The sequence below is a fragment of the Azospirillum sp. TSH100 genome (assembly GCF_004923295.1).
Classification (GTDB): domain Bacteria; phylum Pseudomonadota; class Alphaproteobacteria; order Azospirillales; family Azospirillaceae; genus Azospirillum.
Map to the genome: position 1 here is coordinate 196,126 of NZ_CP039637.1, position 13,572 is coordinate 209,697.

The window sequence follows — 13,572 nt, forward strand, 5'->3', positions numbered from 1 at the left end:
TCATACCTCCTGAATGTCCGGGTTCGGGTTGCGCAGCCGCGCCTCGTAGGTCGTGCGCGGCCGGGTGTTCAGTTCGGTCAGCAGGCCGTAATCCAGTGGGCTCGCCTTGCGGCGGCTGACCGCGCTGTCGGGGTCGTTCAGGTCGCCGAAGACTATGGCCTCGGCCGGACAGGCCTGCTGGCAGGCGGTCTTCACCTCGCCGTCGCGGATCGGCCGGTTCTCGCGGTCGGCGGTGATGCGGGCGTTGCGGATGCGCTGGATGCAGTAGGTGCATTTCTCCATGACGCCACGCGCCCGAACGGAGACGTCGGGGTTCCATGACATCGACAGCCGGTTGTCGTCGCCGGAATAGTTGAAGTAATTGAAGCGCCGGACCTTGTAGGGGCAGTTGTTGGAGCAGAACCGCGTGCCGACGCATCGGTTGTAGACCATGACGTTCAGCCCGTCGGTGTCGTGCATGGTGGCGGCGACCGGGCAGACCACCTCGCAGGGCGCGTTCTCGCAATGCATGCAGGTCATCGGCTGGAAAAAGGTCTGCTCCGGCGCCGCTGCCTCGCCTTCGTACCAAGTGTCGATGCGGATCCAGTGCATCTGGCGGTTCCGCAGCACCTCCTCCTTGCCGACGACGGCGATGTTGTTCTCCCCCTGGCAGGCGGCGGTGCAGCCGTTGCAGCCGATGCAGGCATTCAGGTTGATCGCCATGCCCCAGGCGTTGCGCGGATACTCGTAATCCGGATAGAGCGAGTGTTCCGGCTCCCTGCGCTTGGCGAAGCCGGGATCCTGGCGGAACTCCTCCAGCGTGGCGTGACGGACCGGATCGGGGCTGTCGATCATCTGGTGGTGCTGGGTGGCGGCCAGCCGGTGGGTCTCCCCGGTCCTGCGCAGTTCCACCCCCGGCAACTGCCAGTGATGGTCCAGTGTCCGCAGACGGAAGGCGTCGAAGCCGACGCCACGCCCGACCCGTCCCACCACCCGCCGGCCGAAGCCGAAGGGCAGGGTGACGCAATCCATTACATGGCCGGGGAGCAGCCAGACCGGCGCCAGAACCCGGCCGGTGGTGGTCCGAACCTCCACCACATCCTCGGTCTTCAGGTCCAGCCGCTCCGCGGTCGCCGGGGCGATCAGCAGGGCGTTGTCCCAGGTCAGGGTGGTGAAGGGCCGCGGTAACTCCTGCAACCAGCCGAGATTGGCATAGCGCCCGTCCCGCAGCCATGGGTCCGGCCGGAACAGAACTGTCAGCGTGCCATCGGCCCGTGCCGTGACCGGTGGCAGGCGGTCCGCCAAGTCGGGCAACAGCGAAACGGTAGCCTGCCCGGCGGCGCTGTCCGATACCACGCCCAGCCGCAGTGCATCGGTCCACAGCAGCTCCGTATCACCCTTGCCCCGGGAGTGCTCCATCCAGGTCTGCCGAACGATGGCGTAACCGTCGGGCCGGGTCTCCCCGTCGAGGACGGCCAGCAGCTCGTGCGGCGACCAGCCGCCCCACAGCGGCTTGATCTGTGGCTGCTGGATGGTGACGGTGCCGTCGAAGGCTCGCGCATCGCCCCATCGCTCCAGTTCATGTGCTTCCGGCACATGCCAGCTGCAGAGCATGGCGGTTTCGTCCGGCGCGGTGCCAAGATGGACGGACAACGGCACCTTTCCCAGTGCGCCGGCGAAATCGAGGTCGGCGGGTGCGTTAAAAACCGGGTTGGCGCCGAGGATCAGCAGCGTGTCGACCCGCCCGGCCGCCATGTCGGCGACCAGCCCCTTGATCGACCCCCCATGGTCCACCGGATCTGCCTCCACCGGCTCGATGTGGCTGATCGTTCGGCCCGGCGCGCCCAGCGCCTCGTTGATGGCGTGCACCAGCGCATGCACGGCGGGCGGCTGCGCCGGCCCGGCATGAACCAGCGCCGCGCCATGGTTGGCGGACAGGTCGCGGGCGACGGCGCCCAGCCAGCCGGGGGCGCCCTGACGCCACTCCGCCGGCCCGGTACCAAGCTCGGCGGCCAGTGCCCGCACCATCGCTTCCACCTCGTCCGGGTGGACGACGAAACGGTGATCGGCGCGGGCTCCGGCCAGGGTGGGCGTGCTTTCCATCGCATAGAGGCGGCTCATCTCCACCGAGCGTCCCTCTTCCGCCCCGCGGCGGCGGCGGGCGAAGTCGCGGGCGTAACGCAGATGGCCCGGCGCGCTGTCGAGAAAGTCGCTCTCCACCGCCAGGATCACCTTGGCTTTGTCGAGATGCAGCGTCGTGTCCACCGGTCGTCCGAAAGCCAGCACCGCCCCGGTCCGCAGCGTGTCGCGTCCGTCGGCCTCCCACCGGTGCCACTGCATTGCCGGAAAGCGCTGCCTCAGCGCACCGATCTGCCGTGCCAGCGTGGGCGAGGTGACGGTCTCGGTCAGCAGTCGCAACCCGCCACCGCCGCGTGCGGCCAGGGCGGGCAGGCGGTCGACCAGCGCCTTGACCATCCCGTTGGTGCTCGCCGCCCGGCCCGCGTTCAGCACGGTGCGTGAGCGGTCGGGGTCGTAGAGGTCGAGGATGCTGGCCTGGATGATCGGGTCGAGCGCGCCCAGGCTGGCGGGATGGTCGGGATTGCCCTCCAGCTGCACCGGGCGTCCCATCTGGTGAATTGCCAGTACGCCGTCGGCATAGCCGCCGCGGGTGACGGCTGTGGCGAAATGGCGGGCGACGCCGGGCACCAGCTCGGGCGGCATGGTGACGTAGGGGATGGCTTTCTCCTCCGCCTCTCCCGGCCCGCAGCCCGAAAGCCCGGCCAGCGCAAAGGAGGCGCCCATCAGCTCCAGCAGCCGGCGGCGGCCGACACGCGCGTCCGCGAGGTCCGGCAGGCCGGGGAAATCGGCGCGCAGCATCTCCAGCACGGCCGGCTCGCGCGACAGCTCGTCCAGGCTGCGCCACAGCGCCCGGCCGCTCCGGCCGGCCAGCCGGCCTTCGATCCGCCGGGCCAGCTCCTCCCGCCGCCCGGTCATCGGTGGCACACCGAGCAGTCGGACAGGGTTTCGGGATGGATGTGCTAGCGCGCCATCAGCTGCTTGCCGTCGGGCGTCGCCGCGGTCCGCTTCCAGTCCATGTCGAAGACTGCCTCCTTCGGGCGGAGGTTGGGGGCGGGGTCGCGATGGCAGTCGAGGCACCAGCTCATCCGCAGGCTCGCTCCCTTCCAGGTCAGGGGCATGCTGTCCACCGGCCCGTGGCAGGTGGCGCAGCCGACGCCCTTGGCGACATGGATACCGTGGTTGAAGAAGACGTAGTCGGGCAGCGTGTTGACCCGGTTCCAGCGGATCGGCGTTCCGCTGGTCAGGCTCTGGCGCACCGGGGCCAGCAGTGCCGCGTTGGTCCAGATCTGCGAATGGCAGGTCATGCAGGTGTGGGTCGGCGGCAGGCCGGCGTTGGCCGACACCTCCACCGACGTGTGGCAATAGCGGCAGTCCAGTCCCAGCCCGCCGACGTGATGTTCGTGGCTGAAGGGAACCGGCTGCGGCTGCACTATGCCGACCCGGGTCGCATAGGTGGTGTTGGGGAAGAACCACGCGCCACCGACCAGCGTGACCAGCCCGGCCAGCAGGGTGTAGAGCACCAGTTTGGTCAGAATGTTGGCGGTGGGGCTGAAGACACCCGGCACGGCTCAAGATCCCCGTCACGCCGCCGGGGCGGCCGAATGGAAGGGGCTTGCGTCCGCACGCGGCCCCACCGCTACAAGGGACTGTTCGCCGTCAGGTTCCATGCCGTGGTCGGACTAGCCCGACTGCCCCGGTCATGCTGCGCCAATCGGACAGCTTGGCCGCCCCGTCGCCTGCATCCGGGTCAGGTCCCCGGAATGACCCTCTGGAGTGCCAGGGTCAGCGGAAAGCAGAAGGCTGCCCCAAGCGCGAGCGGAACAGTCGGACCCGATCCGGCGGCGGCGATCAGCACCCCATCGTAGAGCGCGATCGCGGCGATCAGCACCGCAACGGCGCGCGGCACGTCGCCGGGCGCGCGGCGAAACAGCCGGTGCACGGCCCAGCCCGCCGCCGCGGCCAGGGCGACCCACAGCACCAGCGCCGCCGGATTGCCGAGCGAGACCCACAGCGCCCCTGTCAGCGGAACCGCAAGCACGGCCAGCGGCCAGGCATTATCCAGCCGGTCGTAGGCCTCTTGTCGGGCGGCGAAGGTCAGCCCGACCACAAGGCAGAACAGCCCGCCCGCCCCCAGCAGCATCGACGGTGCCAGCGCTCCGGCCCCAACGACCGCCGACGCGCTGGCATAGGACAACAGGCGGCACAGCCCCATGATCGCCGGGGCCGCCAAGGTACGCTTGTGCAGGATGTCGTAAAGCAGGATCGCCCCTGCCAGCAGCCCGCCGCATAGCCCGGCTGCCGGCCCGTTAACCGCCGCCAGGGCGACGCCCAGTCCGATCAGTGCGAAGCCGGCGGCGAACACCGCGCCGCGGGCGGCATCGCCCTTGGGAATGGGGCGAACTGGCCGTTCCCGTGCGTCGATTTCCGCATCGAAGGCATCGTTCAGGTACATGCCGCCGACATAGAACAGCGCCAGCACGATGGCCGCGCGGGCAACACCGCCGACGAGTTCCCCGCCGGACATGCCGTCCTGCGCCCCGGCGCCGGCCAGCGCGATGGCGGCCATGGCGTTGCTCAGCACCGTCGGCAGGTTCGACACCCGGCCGAGGATCAGGGCCGCGCGCGGGCGGATCAGGACAGCCGTTCCAACACCCATCGCAGTTCCTTTTCGATTCCGTCGACGACGCTCATGGCCCCCGCCCCGCAGGCTTCGGCGGGCAGGACGTTCCAGGTGTAGGTTTCGACCTCCAGATGCGGCGCCACCGGCCGGTCGCGGTGGATCGCCAGCAACCTCTCCAGCGCGCCGCGGGTGGACTCAAGCGGCGCTTCCGGTTCGGCGAAGACCGGCACATGGAAATGGACCCGCCATTCCTCATCGTCGTTGCCGGCGCTTTCCAACGCCTGCGGCAGGTCGACGAAGTGCCGCACCGTCCCGTCCGCCGCGCGGGCGACGGTCTGGTGGAGATAGACCGCATCGCGGAAGGCGGCGATGCGCGCCCGCGCCAACTCGTCCATCCGGGCGACCCGCAGAGCGGCGCTCAGCTGCACCTTGTGGATCGGGATGCCGGCTGCGGCCAGGGTTCCCAGCGTCTCCGCCGGGTCCTCGAAATTGACCGCCATGTGGCAGACATCCAGGCACAGGCCGAGATGGCGCGGCAGTGCCGCCGCCGCCTCGTCCGCCCTCAGCCCGGCGAGGGAGCCCAGCCGTTTCGCCGCCTCGTCGGTGAACAAATGCGCGCCGAAGAAGGCGACGGCGTCGGCGGTTCGGTCCAGCAGGCACCAGGGCTCCGGTTCCAGCGCCAGCGCCACGGTGCGGCCGGTCGCCCGTTCCAGCCGGACCAGCCCGGCGACGCTCCGCAACAGTCCGTCGGCCACCGCCGCTTCCCGCCCGGTCACGCGCGGGGCGTAACCGCCGGGCACGGTGCTGATGGTGGCGAGCGTACCCGCTGGGACCAGTGCTGCCATGGTCTCGGCCAGCGACAGGCTGTAGGCAACCCGCTCCGCCGTTGTCCAGTCCGGCTCGTAGACGGCCTGCTTGACCGGTACGCCGTGGAAGCGGCCATAGGGGAAGCCGTTCATGGTGAATGCTGCGAACCCCTCGCCCTCGAAGATCGCTGCCAGTTCCGTTGCCACCTCCGCTTCCGCCGCAGCCTCCGCCGACAGGCGTAGCCCGACGCCAAACGGTTGGTCGGGACAGAGCCGGCGCCTGATCTCCCGCACTGGCCCCAGCAGGGCCGCCCGAACCTCGGCGAAGCTCTGGGTCGGGTGGACATTCAGGCAATAGCCGAGCGTGCCGCCGCCGGGCAGGCGCATCAGGCTGTCTCCCGTGCCGACAGCCAGCCGATGGCGCTTTCGACCAGAGCGGCGTCCATGTCGTTCACCTCGACCCCCAGGCCGATCCCGGCCAGCAGCGTGATGGTCAGTCGGCCGCCCAGATGTTCGCGGAATTCCTCCAGCCCGGCCAGCACCAGCGGCCGGCCGGCGTCGTCGCGGCGGGCCAGCGCCGTGTGCCACAGGCGGAAGCCCAGATGCTCCAGCAGGACGGCGACGCGCACATCCTCGCCTTCCGGCAGCAGGCCGGCCAGCACCGAATAGCGGGTGTCGAGCGCGATGCCGATCGCCACCGCCTCGCCATGGCGCAGATGGTTGCGGCTCAATGTTTCCAGCTTGTGCGCGGACCAGTGGCCGAAATCGAGCGGTCGGGCGCTGCCCTGCTCGAACGGGTCGCCGCCTCCGGCGATCTGGCGCATGTGCAGCTCAGCGCAGCGGCGTATCAGGTGGGCGACGGCCTCAGGCTCGAACAGGGTCAGCGCATCGGCCGACCGTTCCAGCCACTCGAAAAAGGTACTGTCGCGGATCAGCGCCACCTTCACCGCCTCAGCCATGCCGGCGATGCGGTCGCGCTGGGGCAGGCTGTCGAGGAAGGCGGCATCGTTGACCACCGCCCAGGGCGGGGAGAAGGTGCCGATCTGATTCTTGGCGCCGTTCATGTTGATGGCGTTCTTCACCCCGACGCCGGAATCATTCTGCGCCAGCACCGTGGTCGGTATGCGCACCAGCCGCACGCCGCGATGCGCGGTGGAGGCGGCGAGCCCCACCGCGTCGAGGAAGGCGCCGCCGCCGACCGCCAGCACGTAGGAATGGCGGTCGATGCTGTTGCCGAGGATGGCGTCGTGCATCTGGCCGATCAGCGCCGGGTCGTTCTTCACCGCTTCCCCGCCCGGCAGCAGGCGCGGCGGCGCCACCAGGTTCGGCAGATCGTCGCGCGCGGCGAAATGGGCGGCGATGTCCGCCGGCAGGGTCGGATGCCCGTCCAGCACGCCCATGTCGACGAAGGCGACACAGCGCGGGCGCGGGTCTGCCCCCGCTGCGCCCATGGCCTCGGCCAGGGTGGCATTCGCCGGATCGAAGGCGCCGCGGGTGAAGGCGACGGCATAGTCGAAGGTGACCGTGAAGTGCTGGCGGACGATCGAGGAATGGGCGTCCGGATGGAGCAGGGAGGTCATGAACCGGTCACCTCGTCGAAGATGTGGGCGAGCAGCAGGGACTTGACCGACTCCGCCGGCACCGGACCATCGGGAAGCAGGCCGGGTTCGGAGGAGATTAGCAGCGGCCCGGCCTCCACCCGGTCGGTCGGTCGGCCGTGCGATCCCTTCACCAGTCCGGCGTCAAGCGGGATCACGTCCATCAGCGTGCGGAAGCCCAGCGCCTTTTTCGCCAGCCGCCAGGCGATGGATGCCTTGGGCCAGCGCAGGGTGGGATCGAGGAACAGCTCCGCCGGGTCGTAGCCGGGCTTGCGGTGGATTTCCACGGTGCGGGCGAAGTCGGGTGCCCGGTCGTCGTCCAGCCAGTAGGGATAGCTGAACCAGCGGTCGGCGCGGGCGACGGCGACCAGTTCACCGGCGCGCGGGTGGCGGATGCCGGCGGCCTGCTGTGCATCGGCGTCCAGCACCCGCTCCACCCCATCCAGCTCCAGCAGCAGGCCGCGCACCGCCGCCACCTGTTCGGGATTGCGGACATAGACGTGGGCCAGCTGATGGTCGGCGACCGCGAAGGCGGCCGATGCGCCGGGGTCGAGCAGTTCGCCGCCCTGTTCCTCCCTGACCGCGATCAGCCCGGCCCAACGCAGGGCGCGGTTGATCGCGACGGGGCCGGAGACGCCGGTGATGCCGTATTCCGACAGCACGATTACCCGCGTGCCCTCGCGCTCCGCCGCCTCGATCAGCGGGGCGGCGAGAGCGTCGACGGCGGCTACCTGGGTGGGGATGCGTGGGTGGTCGGGGCCCAGCCTTTGCAGGTCGTAGTCGAGATGCGGCAGATAGACCAGCGACAGGGTCGGGCGGAATCGCCGCTCCACCTCCGCCGCGCAGTCTGCGATCCAGCGGCTGGACACCAGATCGGCGCCGGGTCCCCAGAAGCGGAACAGCGGGAACGGCCCCAGCGCCTGCAACAACTCGCCGCGCAGGGTGTTGGGGCGGGTGTAGATGTCCGGCAGCTTGCGTCCGTCGGCGGCATAGATCGGGCGCGGCGTGACGCTGATGTCCGCCCCGGAATACATGTTGTACCACCAGAACAGCTTGGCCCCGACGAAGGCCGGGTCGCGCCGCTTGGCCTCGTCCCACAAAGTCTCGCCGGTGACCAGCCGGTTGCTCTGCTTCCAGAACAGGATCTCCGACAGGTCGCGATCGTACCAGCCGTTGGCGACGCAGCCATGGCCGCCGGGGGGAAGCCCGCTCAGCATGCTGGCCTGCACCGTGCAGGTGACCGCCGGCAGTACCGGCACCAGCGGGCGCATGCCGCGCACCGCCAGCCGGGAGATGGCCGGGGCGTGGGGCAGGAGGTCGGCGGTCAGCCCGACGACGTTCAGGGCCAGCGTGCGCCTCATCGCCGTCAGTCGTCCACTTCCACGGTCAGCGGCGAGTCCACTTTCGGGGTTTGCCCGCGCAGGACGGTGTTGCCTTCAAACAGCAGGCGCTGGTCGACCGGCAGCGGGATTTCCAGTTCTGCCGGGTCGAGCCGGCCGCTCTGGGCGTAGAAGGCGATGGGGTTGCGCCAGACGATGGTTTCGATGGCCTCGTCCGTGATGCCGGCGTCGCGCATCGCCTGCGCGGTCTTCGGCACCTTCAACGGGTCGCTGATGCCCCAATCGGCGGAGCTGTTGACCATGATCCGCTCCGGTCCGAAGGCCTGGACCAGCCCGACCATGCGCGGCTCGTCCATCTTGCTGCCGGGATAGATGGTGTGGCCGGCCCAACAGCCGCTTTCCAGTACCATTTCCAGCGTCTGTTCGTTGTTGTGGTCGATCAGCGTCAGGTGCGGCGGCATGCCGGCCTCGCGTAGCAGGTCCAGCGTGCGCCGCGTGCCGGCCTTCTTGTCGCGGTGGGGTGTATGGATCATCACCGGCATGCCGTGATTCTTCGCCATCTCGACCTGCCGGGCGAGGATGTCGTCCTCTGCCGGGCTCATGTCGTCGTAGCCGATCTCGCCCACCGCGACGACGCCGTCCTTCTCCAGATAGAGGTCGACCAGTTCCAGCACGCCGTCGACGATGTCGGGATTGTTGGCCTCCTTCGGATTGAGGCCCAGCGTGCAGAAATGGCGGATGCCGAATTGGCTGGCGCGGAAACGCTCCCAGCCGATCAGCGACAGGAAGTAATCCTCGAAACTGCCAGCATGGGTGCGCGGCTGGCCCAGCCAGAAGGCCGGCTCGGTCACCGCGACGATGCCGGCCCGGCGCATGGCAGCATAATCGTCGGTGGTGCGCGACGTCATGTGGATGTGCGGATCGAAAAATCTCATCGCATCAGTTTCCCAGGTCGAGGAGGAAGTCGAGGTCGGCCGGCACCGGCCGGCCGGCCGCGCGGCGCTCGTCGCGGAAATCGGTTGCCATGCGGCGCAGTTGGGATGTCGTCCGGTCCGCCAGCCCGGTCACGCGGGCCAGCGGTGCGCCGGTGAACACTGCCTTCAGCACCATCTGGTTGAAGACCGGTTCGGCGAAATGGGCGGCGGGATAGCGGTTGTCGCAGGCGATCGCCTCAAACACCGGCTGCACGCTGGACCGGCAGGCGTCGGCGGCCAGATCGGCAAAGCGCGTGGGCTCGGGCAACAGCATCAGTGCCTGGAGGATCGCCGCCCGCTCCGCGCTGTCCGATCGGCGGAAGGCTGTCGCCAGCCGGGCCGGCGCCTCCTCTCCCGCCACGTTGACGGACGCTGCGAGCAGGGCGGCGCGCGCGATCCGGGACGGCGGCCAACCCGGCGATGCGGAGCCGTTCAGCTTGCGGCCGGCAATCGCGAAGAGGCGCATAAACTCCGCCGTGCCGGGCAGGGGCGGGGCGGCCAGCGTTGCATCGAGCCAGAGCGCGGCCTCCGGGTTGACCTCGGCGACCAGGGCGGTCAAGAGACCCGGCATGGCTTCGGGTGCCGCGGCCAGCAGCATCGCCGGGTCGCGCCTTTCTTTCCCTGCCGCCGCTCCACACGCCTGGACCACCATGGTTGCCGGTTCCTGTATTGCGACGGCGCGCTGACAAAAAGCGCAAGCCCGGGTGAAAGCGCTGCATCAAAGCACCCTTTATGGGATGCAGGAAACATTGGTATGTCAACCGATGATACATGATGTGACAACCGCTGCGCTGTGTCGCAGGGGCCAGCTCTTCCCTGAACCTGCTATCCGGCGCTAAAGTGGTGGTTTTCCAGGCTTCGTCCGGCAGACCGGGGGCGGACCTACTTCCGCTGCGGCAGATCGATGACTCGTGTTTCCTGCGACTGCGACGTCTTGGTGGTGGGGGGCGGCAATGCCGCGCTCTGCGCCGCCATCGCGGCCCGCAGGGCGGGTGCGTCCGTCCTGCTGCTGGAGGCCGCACCGAAGGCGTTGCGTGGCGGAAATGCCCGCCATTCCCGCAACATGCGGATCATGCATGACGCACCGACCGCGTGGGTGCGCGGGTGCTATCCGGCCGAAGATTACCATGCCGATCTACGCCGCGTGGCTGAGGCCGCCGATGAGGGGCTGACGGGCCTGTTCGTCGATGCCAGCGCCGGCGTCGTCGATTGGCTTTCCGGCAACGGCGTGCGGTTCCACGGCGGTACTGACGAGGTTCTGCCCTATTCCCGCAAGACCGCTTTCTTTCTGGGCGGAGGAAAAGCGCTGGTGAATGCGCTTTATGCCACCGCCGAGCGACTGGGGGTGGCCATCCGATATGACAGCACCGTTCACGCTATGCATCTGCGGGACGGGTCGCGGGCCGTCACCGTTGGTACGCCGCCGGTCACGATCCGGGCGCGGGCGCTCGTCGTCGCATCAGGTGGCTTTCAGGCGGATCGCGACTGGATGCGGCGGCAATGGGGCGGGGTCGCCGACTGCTTCACGATCCGCGGCACCCCACACGCGACCGGCATCCCGTTGAAGGCGTTGCTGGAGGAAGGGGCGGAGCCGGTTGGGGCGGCGGACCGCTGCCACATGGTGGCGGTGGACGGACGTTCGCCGCCCTTCGACGGCGGCATCGTCACCCGGTTGGACGGCATCGTCCACGGCATCGTCGTTGATCGCGACGGCTGGCGTTTTGCCGACGAAGGGGCGGTCGTCGGCTCCAGGCGATACACGGCATGGGGCGAACTGGTCGCCGGCTGTCCCGGCGCCGTCGCCTTTTCCATTTTCGATGGGGTGATCGGGGAGCGGTTCCGGCCCTCCATCTTTCCAGTGGTCCGGGCAGACAGCATTGGCGCGTTGGCGTCGACGCTGGGCATCGCTCCGCCGGCGCTCGAAGCGACCGTCGCCGCTTTCAACGCCGCGATCACCGATGGGGGCGCGACGGTGGGCCTTCATCCGCCGAAGACGCAACTCGCCGTTCCGATCGCGCTTCCGCCCTTCGGCGCTTATCCGGTACGTGTTGGTGTCACGTCCACCTGTCTGGGGGTGCGGGTCGACGGGCGGGCGCGGGTCCTGCGAAAGGACGGAATGGAGGTTGAGGGGGTCTATGCGGCGGGGGTCGTCATGGCGCCCAACATCCTGGGTTCGGGCTATCTGGCGGGTAGCGCCATGACGGTCGGCGCCGTGTTCGGACGCATCGCCGGGCGGGAGGCGGCAGTTCATGCCCGGCGCTGACGAGACGCAGCGGATCGCTGCGGACGCCCGCCGGGCGCTGGACATCTGCAACGCCTGCCAGTTTTGCGGCGGCTATTGCGCAGTTTTCCGGGCGTTGAAAGCGCGCCGGCAGGTTTCAGCCGCGGATCTCGCCTTCCTGTCCAACCTCTGTCACAACTGCCGGTCCTGCTACCACGCGTGCCAGTACGCGCCGCCGCATGCCTTCGACCTGAATCTTCCCAAAAGCCTCAGTCTGGTCAGGCAGCAGACCTACCGTGATCATGTCTGGCCGCCATGGTTCAGGGGGCGGCTGCCCTGCGCGGGATGGCCTGCCGTCGCCGTTATGGTTGCGATTGCCCTGTCAGCGCTGATGCTCGTGGGATTGCCGGCCCTGATCCTGATCCCGCCGGATCTGTTGTTCGGGCGCCATCTGGGGCCGGGCGCCTTCTACCGGCTGGTGCCGTGGGAGGCCATCGCCGGAGGTGCCGGGGCGTTGACGTTGTGGTCGCTGCTGGCCGTGGGATTCAGCGTTGCATCCTTCTGGCACAGCATGGGGCCGATGCCGGCCGGTGCGGCCCTGCTGCCGGCTCTGCGCGACGCTCTGTACGATGCCGCCAGCCTGCGCAATCTCGGCGGTGGCGGGGCCGGCTGCAACGACCGGGACGAACGCTTTTCCCGGTCGCGGCGCCGCTTCCACCACGCGCTGTTCTATGGGGTGGTGCTCTGCTTTGCCGCCACCGCCGTGGCGACCGTCTACGATCATGCGCTGGCTTGGCAGGCGCCCTATCCGGTGCTGAGCCTGCCGGTCCTGCTGGGTGGACTTGGCGGAACCGGCATTCTGGTCGGCACGATGGGGCTTGCCCGGCTTAAGCTGCGTGCCGATCCCGGTCCGCTGGCTCCCAGCCTGACCGCTTCGGATTGCGCCTTGCTGGCGCTGCTGTTCCTGGTGGCGGTCAGCGGCCTGGGGCTGCTGGCCCTGCGCGAGACGGCGGCGATGGGGCCGCTGCTGCTGGTCCATCTGGGTCTCGTCCTCGGCTGGTTCGCGACGTTGCCATACAGCAAGTTCCTGCACGCGCCCTTCCGTTTCGCCGCTTTGCTGCGGGCGGCGATGGAGCGGCGGCACCGGGCTCCGCAAGTCGGGCGCGGTCAGGGCAAGTCCGGACGCGGGTCATCCGGCGCCTGAGCGATCCAGCATGAGGCCGGACAGGTAGGATCCGCGCTCACGCAGAAACGTCGAGAGTAGCTCGTGATAGTCAGCCGTCACTGCCCCGCGCACGCTGGCGCGCGCGGCCAGCGCTTGCCGCCAGCCGCGAACTTTCGGCGTCGTGTCGAAAATGCCGAGCGGCGGCAGCGCCGTTTCAAAAGTCTCGAAATAGCGGAACACCGGACCGAAGGCTGCGTCCACCAGACTGAAACGCACACCGGCGAAATACGGTCCCCCGCCAAGTGCACCCTCCAGCCACGCCATCTTCGCCATCAGGTCGGCGATCTTCGCCCGATAGCCCGCCTCGTCGCCGGTGCCATAGAGTCCGGCAATCACGTTCAGCGTGGCGGATGCGAACTCGACCCAGGCGCGGTGCCGCGCCCGTTCGGCCGGATCCTCGGGATGCAATCGGGGGCCCGGCTGGGTTTCCTCAAGATACTCGCAGATGATGGCGCTTTCGAAGAGGACGGTGTCGCCGTCCACGATCAGCAGTGGCACCTTGCCCAGCGGCGACATGGCTTTGAACCAGTCCGGCTTCTTCGAGAGATCGACGATCTGCCGTTCGTACGGAACGCCCTTCTCGACCAGCGTGATGGCGGCGCGCTGCGCATAAGGGCAAAGCTTGTGGCTGACCAGACGAAGGCTGGGCATGGGGTTTATCCTTTTTGATCGTCGTGTGGGCTTCACCGGGGGCACAGGATCCCGAGCCGGTGGCCGCAAGGCGGCGGGG

The 13,572-nt window shown here is 68.9% G+C and carries 11 protein-coding genes; 2 read left to right on the forward strand and 9 right to left on the reverse strand.

From position 1 onward, the window contains the following. From E6C72_RS22535 to E6C72_RS22570, 8 genes are all read right to left on the reverse strand, one after another. The gene (locus E6C72_RS22535; protein WP_109085168.1) at positions 1-2,973 is read right to left on the reverse strand and encodes a TAT-variant-translocated molybdopterin oxidoreductase; all 2,973 of its coding nucleotides are present in this window, start codon (positions 2,971-2,973) and stop codon (positions 1-3) included. A gap of 44 nt (positions 2,974-3,017) precedes the next feature. Continuing rightward, entirely contained in the window at positions 3,018-3,623 is a 606-nt protein-coding gene (locus tag E6C72_RS22540) for a cytochrome c3 family protein (protein ID WP_109085167.1), read from the reverse strand. Positions 3,624-3,805: 182 nt separating this feature from the next. Beyond that, positions 3,806-4,714, reverse strand: coding sequence for a UbiA family prenyltransferase (locus E6C72_RS22545; RefSeq protein ID WP_109085166.1), 909 nt, complete (start codon positions 4,712-4,714; stop codon positions 3,806-3,808). Then, on the reverse strand, positions 4,690-5,871 hold the full coding sequence (gene eboE, locus E6C72_RS22550; protein WP_109085165.1) for a metabolite traffic protein EboE: 1,182 nt from the start codon (positions 5,869-5,871) through the stop codon (positions 4,690-4,692). The genes E6C72_RS22545 and eboE overlap by 25 nt, the downstream gene beginning before the upstream one ends. Continuing rightward, positions 5,871-7,064 (reverse strand): 3-dehydroquinate synthase, encoded by a 1,194-nt coding sequence (locus E6C72_RS22555; RefSeq protein ID WP_109085164.1) that lies wholly within the window; start codon positions 7,062-7,064, stop codon positions 5,871-5,873. Before E6C72_RS22555 ends, eboE begins: the two co-directional genes overlap by 1 nt. Beyond that, positions 7,061-8,443, reverse strand: coding sequence for an alkaline phosphatase family protein (locus E6C72_RS22560; RefSeq protein WP_109085163.1), 1,383 nt, complete (start codon positions 8,441-8,443; stop codon positions 7,061-7,063). The genes E6C72_RS22555 and E6C72_RS22560 overlap by 4 nt, the downstream gene beginning before the upstream one ends. A gap of 5 nt (positions 8,444-8,448) precedes the next feature. Then, positions 8,449-9,357: a TatD family hydrolase gene (locus E6C72_RS22565; RefSeq protein ID WP_109085162.1), complete on the reverse strand. Its 909-nt coding sequence runs from the start codon at positions 9,355-9,357 to the stop codon at positions 8,449-8,451. Between the two features lie 4 nt (positions 9,358-9,361). Next, a complete protein-coding gene (locus E6C72_RS22570) occupies positions 9,362-9,994 on the reverse strand; it encodes an EboA domain-containing protein (protein ID WP_109085161.1) in 633 nt (210 codons plus the stop codon). 306 nt (positions 9,995-10,300) lie between these two features. Here E6C72_RS22570 and tcuA point away from each other — a divergent pair, with 306 nt between their 5' ends. Together tcuA and tcuB are read left to right on the forward strand one after the other, a co-directional pair. Next, entirely contained in the window at positions 10,301-11,659 is a 1,359-nt protein-coding gene (gene tcuA, locus E6C72_RS22575) for an FAD-dependent tricarballylate dehydrogenase TcuA (RefSeq protein WP_109085160.1), read from the forward strand. After that, on the forward strand, positions 11,646-12,821 hold the full coding sequence (gene tcuB / locus E6C72_RS22580; RefSeq protein ID WP_109085159.1) for a tricarballylate utilization 4Fe-4S protein TcuB: 1,176 nt from the start codon (positions 11,646-11,648) through the stop codon (positions 12,819-12,821). Before tcuA ends, tcuB begins: the two co-directional genes overlap by 14 nt. Here the strand turns inward: tcuB and E6C72_RS22585 are convergent. Further along, positions 12,807-13,493, reverse strand: coding sequence for a glutathione S-transferase family protein (locus tag E6C72_RS22585; RefSeq protein WP_109085158.1), 687 nt, complete (start codon positions 13,491-13,493; stop codon positions 12,807-12,809). The two genes, tcuB and E6C72_RS22585, sit on opposite strands and share 15 nt — an antisense overlap. Positions 13,494-13,572: the final 79 nt, after the last annotated feature.

Coding starts and splice junctions, on each gene's coding strand:
- E6C72_RS22535 (WP_109085168.1), bottom strand. CDS start 2,973: ATGACCGGGCGGCGGGAGGAGCTGGCCCGGCGGATCGAAGGCCGGCTG.
- E6C72_RS22545 (WP_109085166.1), bottom strand. CDS start 4,714: ATGGGTGTTGGAACGGCTGTCCTGATCCGCCCGCGCGCGGCCCTGATC.
- eboE (WP_109085165.1), bottom strand. CDS start 5,871: ATGCGCCTGCCCGGCGGCGGCACGCTCGGCTATTGCCTGAATGTCCAC.
- E6C72_RS22555 (WP_109085164.1), bottom strand. CDS start 7,064: ATGACCTCCCTGCTCCATCCGGACGCCCATTCCTCGATCGTCCGCCAG.
- E6C72_RS22560 (WP_109085163.1), bottom strand. CDS start 8,443: ATGAGGCGCACGCTGGCCCTGAACGTCGTCGGGCTGACCGCCGACCTC.
- E6C72_RS22565 (WP_109085162.1), bottom strand. CDS start 9,357: ATGAGATTTTTCGATCCGCACATCCACATGACGTCGCGCACCACCGAC.
- E6C72_RS22570 (WP_109085161.1), bottom strand. CDS start 9,994: ATGCTGCTGGCCGCGGCACCCGAAGCCATGCCGGGTCTCTTGACCGCC.
- tcuA (WP_109085160.1), top strand. CDS start 10,301: ATGACTCGTGTTTCCTGCGACTGCGACGTCTTGGTGGTGGGGGGCGGC.
- tcuB (WP_109085159.1), top strand. CDS start 11,646: ATGCCCGGCGCTGACGAGACGCAGCGGATCGCTGCGGACGCCCGCCGG.
- E6C72_RS22585 (WP_109085158.1), bottom strand. CDS start 13,493: ATGCCCAGCCTTCGTCTGGTCAGCCACAAGCTTTGCCCTTATGCGCAG.